The organism is Phytohabitans sp. LZ39 (genome assembly GCF_059359075.1).
On record NZ_JCADBM010000020.1, the window covers coordinates 22,390 to 41,577 of the forward strand.

General features: G+C 73.2%; 18 protein-coding genes. 12 read left to right on the plus strand and 6 right to left on the minus strand.

The features are described 5' to 3' along the window. Positions 1 to 59 precede the first annotated feature (59 nt). The 3 genes from AC5L36_RS31935 (at position 60) to AC5L36_RS31945 (ending at position 4,720) form a co-directional block, all read left to right on the plus strand. Complete coding sequence (locus tag AC5L36_RS31935) at positions 60 to 866, plus strand: SAM-dependent methyltransferase (protein ID WP_441222486.1); 807 nt, start codon at positions 60 to 62, stop codon at positions 864 to 866. Between the two features lie 17 nt (positions 867 to 883). Next, positions 884 to 2,674 (plus strand): putative bifunctional diguanylate cyclase/phosphodiesterase, encoded by a 1,791-nt coding sequence (locus tag AC5L36_RS31940; RefSeq protein WP_441222642.1) that lies wholly within the window; start codon positions 884 to 886, stop codon positions 2,672 to 2,674. A 162-nt stretch (positions 2,675 to 2,836) separates the two neighbouring features. Next, positions 2,837 to 4,720 carry an ABC transporter ATP-binding protein gene (locus tag AC5L36_RS31945; RefSeq protein WP_441222487.1) on the plus strand — a complete coding sequence of 628 codons (1,884 nt, stop codon included), beginning with the start codon at positions 2,837 to 2,839 and terminating at the stop codon, positions 4,718 to 4,720. 141 nt (positions 4,721 to 4,861) lie between these two features. Here the strand turns inward: AC5L36_RS31945 and AC5L36_RS31950 are convergent, their stop codons facing one another. From AC5L36_RS31950 to AC5L36_RS31965, 4 genes are all read right to left on the minus strand, one after another. Continuing rightward, a complete protein-coding gene (locus AC5L36_RS31950; protein ID WP_441222488.1) occupies positions 4,862 to 5,971 on the minus strand; it encodes a glycosyltransferase family 4 protein in 1,110 nt (369 codons plus the stop codon). Further along, the gene (locus AC5L36_RS31955; protein ID WP_441222489.1) at positions 5,968 to 7,224 is read right to left on the minus strand and encodes a M48 family metallopeptidase; all 1,257 of its coding nucleotides are present in this window, start codon (positions 7,222 to 7,224) and stop codon (positions 5,968 to 5,970) included. Before AC5L36_RS31955 ends, AC5L36_RS31950 begins: the two co-directional genes overlap by 4 nt. 18 nt (positions 7,225 to 7,242) lie before the next feature. Then, the gene (locus AC5L36_RS31960) at positions 7,243 to 7,470 is read right to left on the minus strand and encodes a hypothetical protein (RefSeq protein WP_441222490.1); all 228 of its coding nucleotides are present in this window, start codon (positions 7,468 to 7,470) and stop codon (positions 7,243 to 7,245) included. A 74-nt stretch (positions 7,471 to 7,544) separates the two neighbouring features. Further along, positions 7,545 to 8,954: an NYN domain-containing protein gene (locus tag AC5L36_RS31965; protein ID WP_441222491.1), complete on the minus strand. Its 1,410-nt coding sequence runs from the start codon at positions 8,952 to 8,954 to the stop codon at positions 7,545 to 7,547. Positions 8,955 to 9,024: 70 nt separating this feature from the next. Between AC5L36_RS31965 and AC5L36_RS31970 the strand changes: the two genes are divergently transcribed. From AC5L36_RS31970 to AC5L36_RS32010, 9 genes are all read left to right on the plus strand, one after another. Next, on the plus strand, positions 9,025 to 10,785 hold the full coding sequence (locus tag AC5L36_RS31970) for a DEDD exonuclease domain-containing protein (RefSeq protein WP_441222492.1): 1,761 nt from the start codon (positions 9,025 to 9,027) through the stop codon (positions 10,783 to 10,785). A gap of 106 nt (positions 10,786 to 10,891) precedes the next feature. Then, the gene (locus tag AC5L36_RS31975) at positions 10,892 to 12,655 is read left to right on the plus strand and encodes a RelA/SpoT family protein (RefSeq protein WP_441222493.1); all 1,764 of its coding nucleotides are present in this window, start codon (positions 10,892 to 10,894) and stop codon (positions 12,653 to 12,655) included. A 143-nt stretch (positions 12,656 to 12,798) separates the two neighbouring features. Further along, a complete protein-coding gene (locus tag AC5L36_RS31980; RefSeq protein ID WP_441222494.1) occupies positions 12,799 to 13,320 on the plus strand; it encodes an NUDIX domain-containing protein in 522 nt (173 codons plus the stop codon). Then, positions 13,317 to 14,153 carry a nucleotidyltransferase family protein gene (locus AC5L36_RS31985; RefSeq protein ID WP_441222495.1) on the plus strand — a complete coding sequence of 279 codons (837 nt, stop codon included), beginning with the start codon at positions 13,317 to 13,319 and terminating at the stop codon, positions 14,151 to 14,153. Before AC5L36_RS31980 ends, AC5L36_RS31985 begins: the two co-directional genes overlap by 4 nt. A gap of 39 nt (positions 14,154 to 14,192) precedes the next feature. Continuing rightward, positions 14,193 to 15,314 (plus strand): inorganic phosphate transporter, encoded by a 1,122-nt coding sequence (locus tag AC5L36_RS31990; RefSeq protein WP_441222496.1) that lies wholly within the window; start codon positions 14,193 to 14,195, stop codon positions 15,312 to 15,314. Positions 15,315 to 15,328: 14 nt separating this feature from the next. Then, the gene (locus AC5L36_RS31995) at positions 15,329 to 15,532 is read left to right on the plus strand and encodes a hypothetical protein (protein WP_441222497.1); all 204 of its coding nucleotides are present in this window, start codon (positions 15,329 to 15,331) and stop codon (positions 15,530 to 15,532) included. A 290-nt stretch (positions 15,533 to 15,822) separates the two neighbouring features. Then, entirely contained in the window at positions 15,823 to 16,173 is a 351-nt protein-coding gene (locus AC5L36_RS32000) for a hypothetical protein (protein ID WP_441222498.1), read from the plus strand. Beyond that, entirely contained in the window at positions 16,170 to 16,457 is a 288-nt protein-coding gene (locus tag AC5L36_RS32005) for an Lrp/AsnC family transcriptional regulator (RefSeq protein WP_441222499.1), read from the plus strand. Before AC5L36_RS32000 ends, AC5L36_RS32005 begins: the two co-directional genes overlap by 4 nt. Further along, positions 16,447 to 17,289 carry an alpha/beta hydrolase family protein gene (locus tag AC5L36_RS32010; RefSeq protein ID WP_441222500.1) on the plus strand — a complete coding sequence of 281 codons (843 nt, stop codon included), beginning with the start codon at positions 16,447 to 16,449 and terminating at the stop codon, positions 17,287 to 17,289. The genes AC5L36_RS32005 and AC5L36_RS32010 overlap by 11 nt, the downstream gene beginning before the upstream one ends. A gap of 368 nt (positions 17,290 to 17,657) precedes the next feature. On the opposite strand, the gene trpD is transcribed toward AC5L36_RS32010, so the two are convergent. Together trpD and AC5L36_RS32020 are read right to left on the minus strand one after the other, a co-directional pair. Then, positions 17,658 to 18,716, minus strand: coding sequence for an anthranilate phosphoribosyltransferase (gene trpD, locus AC5L36_RS32015; protein WP_441222501.1), 1,059 nt, complete (start codon positions 18,714 to 18,716; stop codon positions 17,658 to 17,660). A gap of 55 nt (positions 18,717 to 18,771) precedes the next feature. Further along, positions 18,772 to 19,167: a hypothetical protein gene (locus tag AC5L36_RS32020; protein ID WP_441222502.1), complete on the minus strand. Its 396-nt coding sequence runs from the start codon at positions 19,165 to 19,167 to the stop codon at positions 18,772 to 18,774. Positions 19,168 to 19,188 lie beyond the last annotated feature (21 nt).

A 19,188-nucleotide genomic window follows, 5' to 3' on the forward strand; every position in this document is an offset into this window, starting at 1 on the left:
CAATGGCGGCGACCACCCAAGCGCGCCTTTTAAGCCCCGGACAGGACAGAGGGGACGGTATGCGACGTCCGGACTGGGCACCAGCGACGATCGACATCGATCGGCCCAGCGCAGCCCGCATGTACGACTACTTCCTCGGTGGGTCGCACAACTTCGCCGTCGACCGCGAGGCCGCCCAGGCGATGATCGCGGCCGTCCCCGAGACACCGCTGATCGCCCAGGCCAATCGGGCGTTCCTGCGGCGGTCGGTGCGCTTCCTGGTGGAGGCGGGCATCCGGCAGTTTCTCGACATCGGCTCCGGCATCCCCACCGTGGGCAACGTGCACGAGATCGCCCAGTCGGTGGCGCCCGAGTCCACCGTGGCGTACGTCGACATCGACCCGGTCGCGGTCGGCCACAGCCGCGAGATCCTCGACGGCAACGAGCGGGCGGTGGCCATCCAGGCCGACATCCGCGACCCCGACCGGATCCTCGACCACCCGGACGTGCTCAAGCTGATCGACTTCGGGCAGCCGGTGGCGCTGATGATCGTGGCGGTGCTGCATTTCGTCCGCGACGAAGACCGGCCCGCCGAGATCGTCGCGCGCCTCCGGTCGGCCCTGGCCCCCGGCAGCTACCTGGCGCTCTCCCAGGCCTCCGGCGAGGGGCGCACCCCGGCCGAGTGGCGCGAGGCGGACGCCGTCTACCAGCGCACCGACCGACCGCTGCACAATCGGGGACGCGACGAAATCGCCCGCCTCTTCGACGGCTTCGACCTGGTCGAGCCGGGCGTGGTGTGGGTGCCCGAGTGGCGGCCCGACTCGCCGCACGGGGTCGAGGAGGCCGAGCGCTCCGTCTACATCGGCGGCGTGGGTCGGCTCGGGTGATCCGCGACCCGGACGCGATGCGATACCCGGTGGCCTCCCCCGGGTACGGTCCCGGGCTCGCCATCTTCGCCCGCGCCTGGGCCAAAGCCGTCACCGGCACCAGCTACCTGCCGGTGACGCCGGCTCAGCTGGAGGAGTACCTGGAAGGGCTCACGCTCCGCCTCGTCGAGGCGCTCTACGCCGAGCCGTTCAGCCTCCGCAGCGGATACCAGATCGGCGCCGACCTGGTCGCCGCGCACATCGCCTCGGCCGAGGGCCTGGGCCGCACGATCGAGGTCATCGAGCTGCGCCTCCTGCGCGACCTCGGCGTTTCCCCCACCTCCCCGTCCGCCGATCCTGGTTCCGGCGACGACCTGCGCGACCGGATGGCGCGGCTGCTCGGCACCGTCGCGATCGGATACGCCCGGGCACTGCGCGACCGCACGCTCGACGAGCAGGAGTCGATCCGCCGGGCCGCGATGGTCGCCCGCGAGCAGGCCGAGCAGGCGCTGCGCGAGAGCGAGGCCCGCTTCCGCCACCAGGCCACCCACGACCCGCTCACCAACCTGCCCAACCGCGCGCTGTTCACCGAGCGGCTCGCGGCCGCCTTCGCGCGCGACGGCGGTTCCACCCGCCGGCTCGGCGTCTGCTTCGTCGACCTCGACGGCTTCAAGATGGTCAACGACACGCTCGGCCACCACGCCGGCGACCTGCTGCTGACGTCGGTGGCCGACAAGCTGCGCCGCGGCGCCGGCGAGCACCTCGTGGCCCGGATGGGCGGCGACGAGTTCGTGATCCTGGTCGAAGACACCACCTGCACCGACGACGTGCTCAAGGTGGCCGACGCCGCGCTGGCCGCGATCAGCGAGCCGTCCACCGTGGACGGCCAGGAGCTGCGCGTCTCGGCCAGCATCGGCATCGTCGAGCGCCCGGTCGCCGGCACCACCCCCAGCGAGGTGATGCGCGCCGCCGACATCACCCTCCACTGGGCCAAGACCTCCGGCAAGAGTCGGTGGGCGCTCTTCGACCCGGAGCGCAACGAGCGCGAGCTCACCCGATACGCGCTCTCGTCCGCCATGCCCACCGCGCTAGAACGGGGCGAGTTCTGCCTCGACTACCAGCCGCTCGTCGCACTCGACGACGGACGGCTGCTCGGCCTGGAGGCGCTGGTCCGGTGGCGCCACCCGCAGCTTGGCGTGCTGCGGCCCGACAAGTTCATCGGGCTGGCCGAGGAGACCGGCCTCATCGTGCGGCTGGGCGGCTGGGTGCTCGCCGAGGCGTGCCGGCAGGCCCGCCACTGGGTCGACCTCAGCCCGAAGGCGCCCTTCGTCAGCGTCAACCTGGCCGTCCGCCAGGTGCGCGGCCCCGGCCTGGTCAAGCAGGTCACCAGCCTGCTCCGCGAGCACGACCTGCCACCCGGCCGGCTCCAGCTGGAGATCACCGAAAGCGCGATGATGAACGGCGCCGACGAGTCCGTCGACAGCCTCCGGTCACTGGCCGACCTGGGCGTGCGGATCGCGATCGACGACTTCGGCACCGGCTACTCCAACCTGTCGTACCTGCGCACCCTCCCGGTCTGCGAGCTCAAGGTGGCCGGGTCCTTTGTGGAGGGCCTGCGCGCCCCCGCCGCCGAGCCCGCCAGCCTCACCGACGAGCGCATCCTGGCGACGCTCGTCTCGCTGGCACACACCCTCGACCTGACGGTCACGGCGGAGGGCGTCGAGACAGCGGCGCAGGCCGACCGGCTCCGCGCCATCGGCTGCGACGCCGCCCAGGGCTGGCACTTCGGCCTTCCGATGCCACCGTCCCACGTCGACGCCCTGCTCTAGAGACCTTCGGGGTCGGGGTGGCTTCGACCCCTGAATCCCTTATTTAGACAGAGATTTGAGCTACCGCGACGTGCGTCGTGGTAGCCCGAAATGTCTTGGAAACTGGCGTGTGAACGCGATACTCGGTGGCTCGGCTTGGCCGCGTGACGTACCAAGAAGGGTATGGATGCGGGCGACGACGAGCTCAAAGTCCCGTACTGGCTGACCGCCACCGCCGAGGCGGCGAATGCCACCTTCTGGCGAATGCTGCGGCGGCTGCCGCACCTGCTCGCGCGGGCTTGGCGGCTGGCGTGGCAGGCGAGCCCGCGGCACACGGCGGCCGTCGTCGGGTTCGAGCTGGCGGCCGGCGTCGCGAGTGCTGTCGGCCTGGTGAGCGTCGTCGGTGTGCTCGATGGCCTGCTCCGGGAAGGGCCGACGCCCGAGCGGATCCGTGCGGCCGTGCCGTCGCTGCTGCTGATGATCGGCGCGCACGCCCTGCACACGATCCTCCGCGCGGCCGCGACCGGCGCGCAGGGCCGGCTCTCCCCGCAGGTGAGCCAGACCGCGGAGATGCGCCTGCTCGACCTGACGACACGGGTCGACCTGGCCACGTTCGACGACCCGGACTGGCGGGACGCCATGCAGCGGGCCCGCGACCGGGGCATCGACGCGGCGCAGCGGGTGGTCGACCACGCGATCGAGCTGGGCACCAACCTGGTGGGCCTGGCCGCGGCGGGCAGCGTGCTGGCGGTGCTGCACCCGGTGCTCCTCCCGCTCCTGGTGCTCGCGGTGCTCCCCACCGGCTGGGCGGCGGTGCGTTCGGCCCGGCTCGGATACCGGCAGCAGCTGCGCCTCGTCGCGGTGTGGCGTCGCAAGTGGATGCTCAGCGACCTGCTGGCCGACCGCGAGCCGGCGCCGGAGGTGCGCGCGTTCACCGTGCGGCGATACCTGCTGACCGAGGTGCGGCGGCTGCTCGACGTGGCGACCGGCGAGTACATGCGGGTCTCCACCCGCCAGGTGCGCACCAACCTGCTCGGCGCCGCGCTGGGCGGGGTGGCCACCGGCGTGACGTACACGGTGCTGATCATCCTGCTGGTCACCGGGCGGATGGACCTCGCGGTGGGCGGCGCGGCCGCGTACGCGATCAGCACCGGCATCGGCCGGCTCACCCAGGTCGCGTTCAGCATCAACCACCTCTACGAGCAGGGCCTGTACTTCAGCGACTACGAGGGCTTCTGCGCGCTGGCCACCGAGCGGGCCGAGTCGGCGCCGCCTGAGCGCGCGCCGCTCGGCCCGGGCGTGATCGAGCTGCGGGACGTCACGTTCGCCTACCCGGGCGCCGACCAGCCCGCCGTCCGCGACGTCACGCTGACCCTGCGGCGCGGCGAGACGATCGCGCTCGTCGGCGAGAACGGCTCCGGCAAGTCCACATTGGCCCGCCTGCTGGCCGGCCTCTACCACCCCGACCGGGGCACGGTCGCGTGGGACGGCGTCGACCTCGCCACGGTCGACCCGGTCAGCGTCCGCGACCAGGTCGCGGTCGTCATGCAGGAACCCACGAGGTGGCCGCTCTCCGCCCGCGACAACATCACCATCGGCCGCTACGAGCGCCCGGCCGAGCAGCCGCGGGTCGAGGTCGCCGCCCGGCAGGGCGACGCGCACGACTTCATCGAGGAGCTGCCCCGCCGGTACGACACGCTGCTGTCCCGCCACTTCACCGACGGCGCCGACCTGTCCGGCGGCCAGTGGCAGCGCCTGGCCGTGAGCCGGGCCTTCTACCGCGACGCCGCGCTGCTCATCTGCGACGAGCCGACCGCGAACCTGGACGCCCGCGCCGAGCACGACGTCTACCAGCGACTGCGCGAGCTGGCCGCGGGCCGCACGGTCGTGCTGATCACCCACCGCCTGGCCAGCGTGCGCGACGCCGACCGCATCTACGTGCTCGACCACGGCGCGATCACCGAGGAGGGCAGCCACCCGGAGCTGATGGCGCTGGCCGGCACCTACGCGACGCTCTTCACCCTCCAGGCCAGCGCCTACCAACAGCCAGACACAAATGCAGCGTGACAGCGCCCGCCCCGCCCTGGCCCCAGGAGGGCAGCCCTCCTGGGGCGTGAATTCCCAGCAGGGGTCCCCTATACCCGCCCAGACGGTGACAGGGCTGCCTCTTTGGGGCCGGGCGGGAGCGGGGAGCGGTGGGTGGGTTGGTTACTGGTCCGCGAGGAGGGTGGCCATGCGGGCGGCCTGGGTGTCCCAGCGCCACTCGCGCTCGACCCAGGCCCGCCCGGCCGTGCCCATCCGGCGGGCGAGGTCGCGGTCGGTGAGCAGCGTGGCGACGCGGTCGGCGACGGCGTCGCGGCCGCTGACCACGTAGCCGGTCTCGCCCTCGCGGACCGCGTCGGGTGCGCCGCCCGAGTCGCCGGCCACCACGGGCAGGCCGGACGCGGAGGCCTCCAGGTAGACGATGCCGAGGCCCTCCACGTCGAGGCCGCGGTTGCGGGTGCGGCAGGGCATCGCGAACACGTCGCCGGCCGCGTAGTGGGCGGGCAGCTCCTCAGCCGGCACCGAGCCGGTGAAGACGACGCTGGGAAGGCCGGCGGCGAGCTTTTCCAATGTGGACCGGTGTGGGCCGCCGCCGACCACGAGGAGCGCGGCGTCGGGCACGCGCCGGCGGATCGCGGGCAGCGCGCGGATCAGCGTGTCCTGGCCCTTACGGGGCACCAGGCGGGAGACGCACACGACGACGGGCCGGTCGCCGAGGCCGTGGCGGCGGCGGATCTCGCTGCCGTCGACCTCCGGGTGGTAGGCGTCGACGTCGACACCGGGGGCCAGCCGGCGCAGGTCGGTGAGGCCGTGCAGCGCCTTGTCGAGCCGCACGCGGGTGTACTCACCCAGGTAGGTCACCACGTCGGCGCCCCGCGCGATCCGGCGCAGCAGGCCGCGGGCGCCGGGTAGGGCCGCCCACCCGATCTCGTGACCGTGGGTCTGCGCGACCGCGCGCGCCACGCCGGTGCGCCGCCGCAGACCGGGCGCGAGCAGGCCGAGCGGGGCCGCCGCGCCGAACCACACGGTGTCGCAGCCGTGCGCTCGGGCGATCTCGGTGGCGCGCCGGGCCGCGCGACGGGTGGGCAGGAGCATCGAGGTCGCTTCGCGCACCACCTCGAACGGCTGCTCGGCGTCGAACTTCGCCGCGCCCTTCCACGTCGACGCGTACACGACGAGCGATCCGGGCGGCTGCCGCACCGCCAGCCCGTGCACGAACGACTGGATGCCGCCGGGGCGGGGCGGAAAGTCGTTGGTGACGAGGAGCGTGGTCATCGCTCTCCGCGCGCGTACGCCCGCGCGGCCGCCATGCGCTCCACTGTGGACGGGTGGGAGGCGGAGTACAGGTACTCCCAGCGGGGCGGGTCGGGGTCGCCGAGGTTGACGGTGGACAGCCGGCGCTGCATCGCCTCGAACGTGCTCGGGTCGCGGGTCAGCTCCAGCGCGTGCGCGTCGGCCCGCGCCTCGACCCGGCGGGAGAGGAAGCTCTGCGCCGGCGCGGCCACGACGCCGGCCAGGCTCACCACCGCGACCATCAGCGCGAGCGCGCGCGGCTCGCCCATCGAGTCGACGCCCGCCGTGCGCAGCAGCCACCCCCAGCCGCCGAGCAGGTAGAGCGCCACGACCGCGGCGGCGGCGCCGAGCGCGCCGATCAGCGTGCCGGTGAACACGTCGCGGTCTTTGGCGTGCCCGAGCTCGTGCGCCACCACGCTCGCCACCTCCTCCGGTGGCGCCTCGCGCAGCAGTGTGTCGTAGACGACGATGCGGCGGGTGGGACCGAGGCCGGACACGTACGCGTTGACCGCGCGGGTGCGCCTGGACGCGTCGGCCACCAGCACGTCTTTGACCGGCACGCCGTCGCGCTGCGCCAGGCTCATCAGCTCGGTGCGCAGCGGCCCCGGCTCCATCGGCGTGAACTTGTTGAAGACCGGCTCGACGAGCACCGGAAGGATGAACGAGAGCAGCACGACGAGCGCGGCCGCCCCCGCGGCGCCGAACGCCCACCACCAGCGCGGCGCCAGCCGGGTGACCGTGTAGAAGCCGAGCAGGGCGACGGCCGCGATGACGGCGCTCACCGCGTACGACTTCAGCATGTCGACGCTCCAGCCGGCCCAGGTCTGCGTGGAGAGGCCGTAGCGCGCCATGATCGTGTGCCGCCAGGCGGCGAGCGGAAGCGTGACGATCTCGGCGACGAGCACGACCGCGAGGCCGCCGAGCACCGCGCGCGCGATCCAGTGGTCGCCGAACGGGCGCCCGACCAGCTCCACGAGCCGGCTGCCGAGCGGGGTGAGGCCGAGCGCGAGCGTGACCGCCAGGCCGAGCGCCATCGCACCATACGACCCCGGGCGCAGCGCGGAGTGGAACTCGCGCCCCTTGCGCACCTGCTCCTGGGGCAGGTCGCGGAGGGCGTCGAGCTGGTCGGCGCGGGGCGCGGGCGGGCGCTGCCAGGGCACCAGCAGCACGGCCGCTACCAGCAGCGCCACCGCGAGGCCGCCGAGGGCGACGGCCGCCCAGAGCCTAGGGGTCATGCGAGCCGATGGTAATCGTTACGCGACGTGGCGGCGCCGGCGTCCTCCGGGCATGAGGCGGAGCCGGGGCCGGGCCGGCTCGGAGATGACCTCGACGTCGAAGCCGGCCCGCGCGAAGGCCTCGATCGCCCGGCGCTCGTCACCGGTGAGGTCGGCGTGCTCCGGCGGCGTGTCGAGCAGGGCGCTCAACATGCACCCGCCACACGCGGCTCCCCGCACCGCGCAGGTGTCGCAGTCGATGAGCATGGTCCCTCCTCAGGGTGGGCCGTCTGGCACCGTCCGTGACATCGACGCTATGCGAGGGGTACGACAAAACCGGGTCAGACCCGGGAGAGGCGGCGCAGGAGGGAGTCGGCTCCCAGCGGATACGCACCGTGGCGGCGCACGCCGTCGGCCACCTCGCGGTCGGAGGAGACCACCACGACGGGGCGGCCGGAGGGCTCGGCGCGGACGAGGCGGCGGATCAGCTCGTCGGCCGTCTCGCCCTTGCGGGAAAAGAGCACCCGCACGTTGCGCGGCGCGGGCGGCAGCCCGTGCACCCGCTCGGCACCGTCGAATACCACCGTCACCTCGTCGCCGGTCTGCGCGGCGATGCCGCCGAGCCCGGTGATCAGGCGTTTGCGCTGCTGCTCGAGGGACATCTCGCCGAACCCGCGCTTGGTCACGTTGTAGCCGTCGACCACCAGGTGGGCCCGGGGCAGCGCGAGCAGCTGGTCGAGGCGGGCGGGGTCGTCGGCGTCGAGGGCGCGGGTGCTGGAGACCTCTTCTGGCCGGTCGGCGAACGAGTCGGCCACGAAGTCGGCCGGCCGCCGGTCGGCCGGGTCGAGCGCCAGCTCGCGGCGCAGCCCCACCGCGGCCTGGCCGATCGTCTCCAGCAGCAGCCACAGCCGCGCGTCGTCGACCGCGCGGGCCTCCTTGGCGGTGTGGCGGGCATTGCCGGCGACGGCTTCGGCCTCGGCCAGCTTGGCGCGTATCCGCCGCAGCTCCGCGTCGTGGTCGGCGGTGGCCCGGGTGGCCCGGCCCCGCTCGGTGGCCAGCATCTCGGTGGCCTTGCGCTCGCGGGCCTGCGTCTCGCGGAGCGTCCGCGCGGCCTGCCGCGCCTCCTCCCGGACCTGGCCCAGCTCCTCGCGGACGCGGGCCAGCTCGTCGCGGAGCTTTTCGGCCTCCACCTTGGCGACCGCGCGGTCGTGCTCGGCCCGGGCGGCCCGGTGCTCGGCGTCGCGCAGCAGCTCGGCCACGGCGGCACTGTCGGCCTCGGCGCGGACCGCTTCTCCGGCGGCGGACACGAGGTCACGCCAGCCCTCGGGGCGGGCCAGGTAGGCGAGCGCGGCGACCTCGACCGGGTCGGCGGCCGCAGGGCAGATGCCCTCGATCACCGCCGCGCCCAGGTCGCCGGCCTCGTCGAGGACCCGGCTCGTGATCCGCTGGCGGAAGAGCGGGTCGCCGGCGAGCTGGGTGGCAATCATCGGACCACCGTGCCGGGCGCGGCGGTTGGGCGCGAACTTCGCCACCCGCCGCAGCACGGCCGGCACCTCGTCGGCGGGCAGGGTGGGCAGGGCCGCCGCGGTCAGCGTGATCACCCGCTGGCGGACCGGCTCGGGCAGCACCGGCTCGGGCTCGGCGACATCCAAGGCCGGGTCATAGGTGGGCATATCACCCGAAACAGGCTCCGACCCTCCATGAGCCGCGCCACCAGCGGGGCGGTCGTCGGGCGGAACCGGTACGGACATCCCACAAGTCTCCCACCACGCGAGCCGTCCCCGCCCGGTCGAGCAGACGATCTTTTCCAGATGACACAGGATGTCGTACCTGTGTTCTAGCGTGCCGGCCGTGACGAATGTGGACTACGTCCAGGGCACCCTCGAGACCCTCTTCGACGACCCCGCCGCCCGCTCCCTGCGGGAGACCACGTTCGTCGTCGTCGACCTCGAGACCACGGGCGGGGCGCCGGACGGTGGCGGCATCACCGAGATTGGCGCGGTCAAGGTGCGCGGCGGCGAGGAGCTGGGCGTGCTCGCCACGCTGGTCAACCCCGGGGTGCCGATCCCGCCCTTCATCACCGTGCTGACCGGCATCACCCAGGCGATGACCTACGAGGCGCCGCCCATCGAGCGGGTGCTGCCGAGCTTCCTGGAGTTCATGCGCGACGCCGTCCTCGTCGCGCACAACGCGCCGTACGACGTGGGTTTCCTCAAGGCCGCCTGCGCCAAGCACGGCTACCGCTGGCCCAGCCCCAAGGTGCTCGACACGGTGGCGCTGGCCCGGCGGGCGATGACCCGCGACGAGGTGCCCAACCACCGCCTCGGCACGCTCGCCGCCCACTTCCACACGGTCCGCCAGCCCACCCACCGCGCGCTCGACGACGCACAGGCCACGGTGGAGGTGCTGCACGCGCTGATCGGCCGGCTGGGCAGCTTCCGCGTGCACACGCTGGGCGACGCGATCGAGTTCGCCAAGGCGGTCACGCCCACCCAGCGGCGCAAGCGCCACCTGGCCGAGGGGCTGCCGCACGTCCCGGGGGTCTACATCTTCCGCGCCGGCGACGGCCGCCCCCTCTACGTGGGCACGTCCGGCGACATCGCGACCCGGGTGCGCAGCTACTTCACGGCCGGGGAAAAGCGGGCCCGGATCTCCGAGATGCTGGCCGCGGCCGAGGTGGTCGAGCCGGTCGAGTGCGCCCACTCGCTGGAGGCCGAGGTGCGCGAGCTGCGCCTGATCGCCGCGCACGCCCCGCCCTACAACCGGCGGTCCAAGTACCCGGAGCGGGTCGTGTGGCTCAAGCTCACCGCGGAGGCATACCCCCGGTTGTCGCTGGTCCGCGCGGTGGCCGAGCCGGAGGCGGCCTACCTGGGGCCGTTCAGCTCGCGGCGCTCGGCGGAGCTGGCGGCGGCCGGCGTGCACGACGCGGTGCCGCTGCGGCAGTGCACGCTGCGCCTCTCGACCCGCACCAAGACGCCCGCCTGCGCGCTGGCCGAGCTGGGCAAGTGCCCGGCGCCGTGCGAGCACCGGATCTCCACCGAGGAGTACACCGAGCGGGCCGCCATGCCATTTCGCGACGCGATCACCGGCGACCCCCAGCCGCTGGTCGACCCGCTCCTGGCCCGCATCCGAAAGCTTTCCGACGCGGAGCGGTACGAGGAGGCGGCCGTGGTCCGCACCCGCATGGCGGCCCTGCTCCGGGCGGCCGTGCGCATGCAGCGCCTCTCCGGCCTGACCAGCATCGCCGAGCTGGTGGCCGCGCGCCGCCACCAGGCGACCGGCGGCTGGGAGCTGGCGATCGTGCGCCACGGGCGGCTGGCCGCGGCCGGGGTGTCACCGCCCCGGGTGCACCCACGGTCCACGATCGACATGCTCCGGATGACCGCCGAGACCGTGATCGGGCCGACCGCGTCCACTGAGGAGAGCGAGCGGATCTTGTCCTGGTTGGAGCGACCCGACACGCGGCTGGTGCAGATGTCCGCCGGTTGGGCGTCACCCGTCCGAGGGGCGGCTCGCTTCCGTGATCTGCTCAATCGCGCGGAAAAGGCGGCTTCCGGTAAAGACTCGACCGAAAGCTCATGACTAAGTAACCATTCGTATGACCGAGACTCACTTAGGCTGTTAGGCAAGTGCATTCCTGGGAGCCAACGCCCGTTTTACGGCGTGATCGCGTGAGGGAGGTGTCTCGGTGGACGTCGACGCCGGCCACGGCGCCGCACTCGGACGCGCCCTGCCGACACAGACATCCGACCTCCCCCTCACGACTCGGTTGCGTTCCTACCTGTCCTGGACCACGTCGTCCGACGACGATCCGGTGACGCTGCTGACCAAGACCCACCGCAGCATCCACCCCTACGCGGACGCCAGCGTGCTCCGCCGTGGCTACGCGATCGCGGAAAACATGCACCGGGGCCAGTTCCGCAAGAGCGGCGAGCCCTACATCACCCACCCGCTGGCCGTGGCGCAGATCTGCGCCGAGCTGGGCATGGATACGACCACGCTGGTCGCCGCGCTGCTGCACGACACGGTCGAAGACACGACGTACACGTTGCAGGCGCTCGACGGCGACTTCGGTCCCGAGGTGGCCCACCTCGTCGACGGCGTCACCAAGTTCGACAAGTCGTTCTACGGCAAGGCCGCCGAGGCCGAGACCATCCGCAAGATGATCGTCGCGGCTGGCAAGGACGTGCGGGTCCTGATCATCAAGCTCGCCGACCGCGTGCACAACATGCGCACCCTCGACGCCCGCTCCCCCGCCTCCCGCGCTCGCATCGCCCGAGCCACGCAGGAGGTGCTGGTGCCGCTCTGCGACCGGCTCGGCATCCAGGCGCTCAAGCGCGAGCTCGACGACATCGTGCTGATGCACCTCCACCCGGAGGAGTTCGAGCGGATCGACGACCACGTGCGCAATCGCCCCGACTGGGCGGGCTACCTGGACACCGTCGTCGCCTCCGCCCGGCTGGCGCTCAAGCGGGGCAAGGTCACCGCTCTGGTCGCCCCCCGCCCCCGGCACTACTACTCGATCTGGAAAGACACCGTCGCCGGCGACCACCGCCTACCGTTCGACCTGCCCCGCATCGTGGTCGTGGTCGACGGCCCGGAGGGTGACTGTTACGCCGCCCTCGGCGCGATCCACGGGCAGTGGCGGCCGGTGCCCGGCCGGTTCAAAGACTTCATCGCCTCGCCGAAAAACAACCTGTACCGCTCGCTGCACACGACGGTCATCGGGCCCGACGAGCGCACCGTCGAGGTGCTGATCCGCACGGAGGCGATGCACCGCGCCGCGGAGTACGGGGTAGCCGCCAACTACCGCTACAAGCGCCCCGCCGACCACAACGAGTCGGTGCGGCTCGACGAGCTGTCCTGGCTGCGGCGGGTGCTCGACTGGGAGCAGGAGACCTCCGACGCGGCCCAGTTCCTCCAGTCGCTGCGGTGCGACCTGTCCGAGGCGCAGATCCTGGTCTTCGCCGAGGGGCGGCAGGTGCTGCTGCCGGCCGGCGCCACCCCGGTCGACCTCGCTTACGAGCTGGCCGCCGAGACCGGCGACCACTGCCTCGCCGCGAAGATCAACGGCCGCCTCGCCCCGCTCGCCTCCGAGCTGCACGACGGCGACGTGGTGGAGATCTTCACCGAGGCCGCGCACGGGCCGCAGCGCGAGTGGCTCGACTTCGTCAAGTCGCCACACGCGCAGATGCAGATCAACAGGTGGTTCGCCGACCACCAGGAGCCCGGCATCAGCATCGCCGACAAGGTGCGCCTGGGCCGGGCGACGATCGGCCTGGCGCTGCGCAAGCACAATCGGGGCCTGGCCAGCGAGGTGCCGCTGCGCACGCTCGCCGACGACCTCGGCTACCCCGACCTGGAGACCATGCTCGTCGCGGTGGTCGACCGCACGATCGCCCCTGACGAGGTCGTCGACCAGCTGATCGCCCTTGTCGACCGGCGCGAGTAGACAGTAGTTCCGGGCCGCGCTTCGCGAGGGCGGCTCGCGCGCCTCGAAGCCGCCCTGTAGACCTCGGTCGCTGTGGTCGCTTCGCTCCCGATGCTTGGTGAGGCCTGCGAGCGGCGGCGCGCTCGCGCGGCTAGCCTGGGCCCGTGAAATCTCTACGCGCCACGACCTACGGAGTCTTCTACCGGCTGCCCATCAGCGTGCGCCGGTGGATCGTGCGGCGCGTCGTCCCCAAGTACATCGTGGGTGCGGTCACCCTGGTCCGCGACTCGGAGGCGGGCGGCGAGCGGCTGCTGCTGCTCCGCCAGCCGCCCGGCCGCGGCTGGAGCCTGCCGGCCGGCCTGCTCCAGCGACGCGAGGCACCGATCGTGGGCGCCGCCCGCGAGCTGGCCGAAGAGTCCGGCATCAGCCTGCGCCCGGAAGACCTCCGCCCGGCCGTGCCCAACGCGGTCGTACACGCCCGGGGCTGGGTAGACGTCGTCTTCGAGGCGTCCGTGCCGGCGTCCACCACGACGCTCACCGTCGACGGCGCCGAGGTCTACGAGGCCGCCTGGCACCGCCTCGACGACCTGCCCAAGCTGACCCGGGCGACGGCCAAGCTGCTCGCCTACTACGGCATCGGCCCACTCGCCGACCAGCCCGGCCCCTGGGCGTCCGTCAAGCCATGAGCGACGTCTGTGCGGTGATCCTCGCCGCCGGTGAGGGCCGCCGGCTGCGCCCGCTCACCGCACACGTGCCCAAGGCGCTCTGCCCGGTCGGCAACGTGCCGCTTCTCGACCACGCGCTCGCCCGCGTCGCCCGGCTCGGCTTCGCCGGCCCGGCGACCGTCGCGGTCAATGCCAGCTACCTAGGTGACCAGGTGGTCGCCCATGTCGGAGGGCGGGCGCACGTCTCATCCGAAGATCACCCACTTGGTACCAGCGGCGGGGTGGGCAATCTCCGGACCTGGATCGACGGCCGGGGCGTCCTGGTGGGCAACGCCGACGCCTACCTCGCCGGCCCGGGGGCGGATCCGGCGGCGCTGCTCGACGGGTGGGATGGCGAGACCGTGCGCCTGTTCGGCCAGCCGGCGCCGGACGAGCCGTACGGCTTCTCCGGTCACCGCTTCGCCGGCTTCTCGCTGCTGCCCTGGCGCTACGTGCGCGACCTCCCGCCCGAGCCCGCCGAGCTGGTGCGCACCGTGTGGCGGCCGGCCGAGGCCGAGGGCGCGCTCGAAGTGGTGCCGTTCGCCGCCACCTACCTCGACACCGGCACGCCCCGCGACTACCTGGCGGCAAACCTCCACGCCGCCGGAGGCGCCAGCCTCGTCGCACCGGACGCCCGGGTCACCGGCGTGGTCGAGCACGCGGTGGTCGGTGCCGGCGCGGTCGTCGAAGGCCGACTGACCAGGGCCGTCGTGTGGCCCGGCGGGCGGGTCGCGCCCGGCGAGCACCTGGTCGACGCGATCCGGGTGGGGACAGACCTGACAGTTCGCGCGGAGGTTCACCCGATCGTCACCTGACCGTCCACCCCGGTTCTCCGTGGTGGTCATGACGGATTCATGGACTTCATAGTCGTGGTGGTGATCATCACCGCCCTAGCCTTCGATTTCACGAACGGCTTCCACGACACGGCGAACGCGATGGCCACCTCCATCGCGACCGGCGCGCTCCGGCCGCGGGTGGCGGTGGCCCTCTCCGCCGTGCTCAACCTCGTCGGCGCGTTCATCTCGGTGGAGGTCGCGCGGACCATCTCCGGCGGCATCGTCGACGAGACCGCGATCTCTCCCGCGGTCATCTTCGGCGGTCTCGTCGGCGCCATCCTCTGGAACCTCGTCACCTGGCTCTTCGGACTCCCCTCCAGCTCGTCGCACGCGCTGATCGGCGGGCTGATCGGGGCCACCTGGATCGCGGCCGGCGGGAGCGCGGTGCAGTTCGGCAAGATCGTGGAGAAGGTGCTGATCCCGGCCGTGGCCGCCCCGCTGATCGCGGTGCTCGTCGCCACCGTCGGCACCTACCTGGTCTACCGGATCACGCGGCGGGCGTCGGAGCGCGGCGTGCGGTCCGGCTTCCGGCACGGGCAGATCATCTCCGCGTCGCTCGTCTCGCTCGCCCACGGCACCAACGACGCGCAGAAGACCATGGGCCTGATCACGCTCACGCTGATCACGGCCGGGTCGCTGCAAGCGGAGGCCGACCCGCCGCTGTGGGTCATCGTCTCCGCCGGGTTGGCGATCGCCGCGGGCACGTACCTCGGCGGGTGGCGGATCATCCGCACGGTCGGACACCGGATCACGGACATCGCGCCGCAGCAGGGCTTCGCGGCCGAGACGAGCGCCGCCGCCGTGATCCTCACCTCCTCACACCTGGGGTACCCGCTGTCCACCACCCACGTCGCGTCCGGCGCGGTGGTCGGCGCGGGCCTGGGCAAGCGGCTGGCCGAGGTGCGGTGGGGCGTGGCCGGGCGGATGGCGGTGGCCTGGCTGGTGACGCTGCCGGCGGCGGGCGCGGTCGGTGCCGTCGCCGGCCGGGTGGCCGACCTGGGCACCCCGGGTGTCATCGCCGTCGCGGTCGTGGGCAGCGCTCTCGCGTTGGGGATCTACCTCGTCTCCCGCCGCGACGCGGTGGGCGCACACAACGTCAACGACCGCGAGCCGGGCGCCATGACGCCGGTCGCCGGCTGAGAGGAGCATCCGCGATGAATTTCCCCTGGTCCGAACTCGGGCAAGTCCTCGTCGTAGGCCTGCTCGCCGGGGCCGGCGTGGTGGCCCTCTTCGCGGCGGGCGTCCGCCTGCTGGCCGGCCCGGAGGGCGGGACAGCGCGGACCGTTCCCGCGTACGCCTGCTTCGCCCTGTGCGGTGCCGCCGTCCTCTACGGCCTCTATACGCTGCTGCCGCTCTGACCGCCGGCCGGCGCCGAGGCCGCAGCGGCGGCCGCCGCCAGACCCGAGGCCGGAGCCGGACCCGAAGCCGCCGCCGAACCCGAAGCCGAGGCCGCCGCCGGACCCGAAGCCGGAGCCGGACCCGAAGCCGCCGCCGAACCCGAAGCCGCCGCCGAGGCCGGAGCCGTGGGCCGTGACGCCAGCCACCAGGCCACGGCCGCGGCGGCGGCCGCCGCGCTCAGCGCGAGGCCCCAGCCGAACCTTGTCAGGGCACCTTGACGTCAGGGAAACTTGACGCGATAGTGGGTGGCATGTCACCGGACGAGCTGGAGCGCCAGCACACCCTCCAGACCGCGGTCGCCCGCTACGACACCCTCCGCACCCGCGACGCCCTGGCCTCGCCAAACGAGGAGGGCGAGCCACCCGCGGCCCCGCCACTGTCCAAAGAGGAGGCGCTGGAGATGCTCGCGCTCGGCGAGCTGATCGCGCGCAAGGCGGGCTACGGCCGCCAGCTCGGCGTGCGTTCGGCCCGCGCGGCCGGCGCCTCGTGGGCGCAGGTCGGCGCCGCGCTCGGCACCACCAAGCAGTCGGCCTGGGAGGCACACACCCGGTGGCTCGACGCGCAAACCAAAGGCGAGCGGCACGATAGGGTAGGCGCGTGATCACCGCGATCGTCCTGATCGACTGCGCCACCGACTCGATCCCCGAGGTGGCCGAGACGCTGGCCGCCCTGCCCAACGTCAGCGAGGTCTACTCGGTGGCCGGGCACGTCGACCTCATCGCGATCGTGCGCGTGCGGGAGTACGAGCAGATCGCCGAGGTGATCGCCGGGTCCATCAACAAGACGCCCGGCGTGATCGACACCGAGACCCACATCGCGTTCCGCGCCTACTCCCAGCACGACCTGGAGGGCGCGTTCGCGATCGGCCTCGACGATGCCGACTGAGGAGTACGTCCAGGAGCACCTCGACCGGGGCACCGACCGCCTCGGGCTCCAGGTCTACCCGGAGCCCGACGGCGTAGCGGACGCCCCGGTGGTGGTCGTCTGGCCGGCGATGGGCGTGCGCGCCCGCTACTACCGCCCGCTGGCCGCGTCGCTCCGGCAGGCCGGCCTGGCCCCCGTCGTGATCGACCTCCGCGGCACCGGCGCCAGCACCCCGGCGCCGAGCCGCTCCTCCCGATACGGGTACGCCGACCTGGCCGCCGACATCGGCGCGGTGCAGGAGGCGCTCAAGCCGAGGCTCGACGGCCGGCGCCGCCTGGTGCTCGGCCACTCGCTGGGCGGGCAGGCCGCGCTGCTGCACGAGGCCCTGCGGCCCGGCGACTCCACTGTGGACGGCGTCGTGCTGGTGGCGGTCGGCCTCCCGTACTGGCGCACGTACCCCCGCCGCCGCCTCGGCGTGCTGGCGATGACCCAGTCGATCGGCGCGACGAGCGCGGTCATGCGCGTGTGGCCCGGCTGGAGCTTCGGTGGCCGGCAGGCGAGCGGCGTGATGCGCGACTGGGCACACACCGCCCGCACCGGCCGCTTTCCACACCTCGACGGGGTCGACGTGGAGGCCGCGCTGCGCGAGGTGCGCACGCCGGTGCTGGCGATCAGCATCGACCACGACCAGTACACGCCGCACGAGACCCTCGACCACCTGTGCGCCAAGCTGGAGTCGGCCCCGCTGGTCCGCGAGCGGCACACCATCCCCGGCGCCGACCACTTCACCTGGGTACGCGACGCCGACGGCATCGCCGCCCGAGTCGCCGAGTGGTCCACCACCCTCCCCTGACCACCCCGCATCTGCGTCCAAGGTGGCTTGCGTCCGTCGCGGTCCAGACCGCTGCGCGGGGTCCCCGGGATGGGGGCTCGCACCGACGGCGGTCGACGTTTGTCCACCTAGAAATCCCAACCCCGGGGCTGGTTACGCCGCGTCAGGATGGCTGAGGTAGGGACCGCGGAGACCCTCGCGGGGCTTGTCTCGCGGAGCCGGCAGCGGACGGCCGGGGATTTCGGCTCGCCCCGCGAGCCGCCGCCGGGAGCGGTGCCCGCGGGAGCATACGGTCCGCCGCTGGCGCGGACGTGGGAAAATCCGCCCTCGAAGAAACGCCCCGACGGGCAGCGACCCTGACCCCGAGAGGCCTCTCGAGCGACGCGGAGTCAGGGCGCGACCGCGGCGGCCTTGGCTACCTCGATCCAGCGGTCGAGGGTCTTGGCGGCGGCGCCGGTGTCGATGCTCTCGGCCGCACGGGACAGGGCGTCGCGCATGGCCTCCAGCGGGTCGCCGGGCAGGCCGGCGTGGGCGGCCAGGGCGGCGGCGGCGTTGACCAGCACCGCGTCGCGCACCGGGCCCGGCTCGCCGGCCAGGAGGCGGCGGGTGACGTCGGCGTTGAAGCTCGCGTCGCCGCCGCGCAGGTCGCCCGGGGCCGACCGCGGAATGCCCAGGTCGGCCGCGTCGAGCACAAGCTCGGTGACCGTGCCGGCGCGCACCGCCCACACGCGGGTCGGTGCGGCCGTGCTGAACTCGTCGAGACCGTCTTCGCCGCGCATGACCAGCACCGAGTCGCCACGCCGGGCGAAGACCTCGGCCATCACCGGTGCCATGCGGGTGTCGAAGCAGCCCACGGCGCCGGCGCGCGGGCGGGCCGGGTTGGTGAGCGGGCCGAGGAAGTTGAAGACCGTGGGCACGCCGAGCTCGCGCCGCGGCACCGAGGTGTGGCGCATGCCGGGGTGGAAGCGGGCGGCGAAGCAGAAGCCGATGCCGGCCTCGGTGAGGCAGTGCGCCACCTGCTCGGGGCCCAGGTCGAGCGGGATGCCGAGGAACTCCAGCAGGTCGGCCGCGCCGCACGCCGAGGAGGCGGCGCGGTTGCCGTGCTTGACCACGCGCACGCCCGCGCCGGCGACCACCATCGCGGTCATCGTCGAGATGTTCACCGTGTGTGCGCGGTCGCCGCCGGTGCCGACCACGTCGACGGAGTTGGCACGTACCTCGTCGGGGAGGTGGACCAGCGCGGCGTTGGCCAGCATGGTCTCCACCAGGCCGCCGAGCTCGGCCGGGGTCTCGCCCTTGGCGCGCAGCGCCATGGCGAAGCCGGCGATCTGCGCCGGCGTCGCCGTACCACTCATGATCTCGCCCATCGCCCAGGCCGTGTCCGCGGTGGACAGCTCCTCGGCGCGCAGCAGCGCGGCGATCAGGTTGGGCCAGGTCCGCTCGCCCACGGTGGCCTCCAGGTCGTGAGATCCTCGCCCGCCTCCAGGCGAGGTGCAGCGAACGTCAGGCCGCGGCGTGCGAACGCAGCAGCCCGGCGACGGTCTGCCCGGTGGTGACCGGGTCCAGCGGGTGCAGCAGCGTCCCGTCCACCTGCGCGTACGCCGCGAGCCAGCGGTCGGCTGCCCGGGCGATCACGACGCAGGTCGGCGGCGCGTCGGTGCGATCGTCTTTGATCTGGCGGGCGATGCCGATGCCGCCGCCGGGGGTCGCCTCGCCGTCGAGCACCATCAGGTCGATCTCGTAGTCGTCGACCAGGCGAACGCACTCCGCGTACTCACTGGCCTCGACGAACTCCACCGTCAGGTCGGCCGCCGGCCGCGGCCCGATCGCGAGCCGCATGCGGTCGCGCACCTGCGGGTCGTCGCTGTAGAGCAGGACGGTGTACGTACGGTCGGTCATCGCGCTCCCCACCTCTTAGCT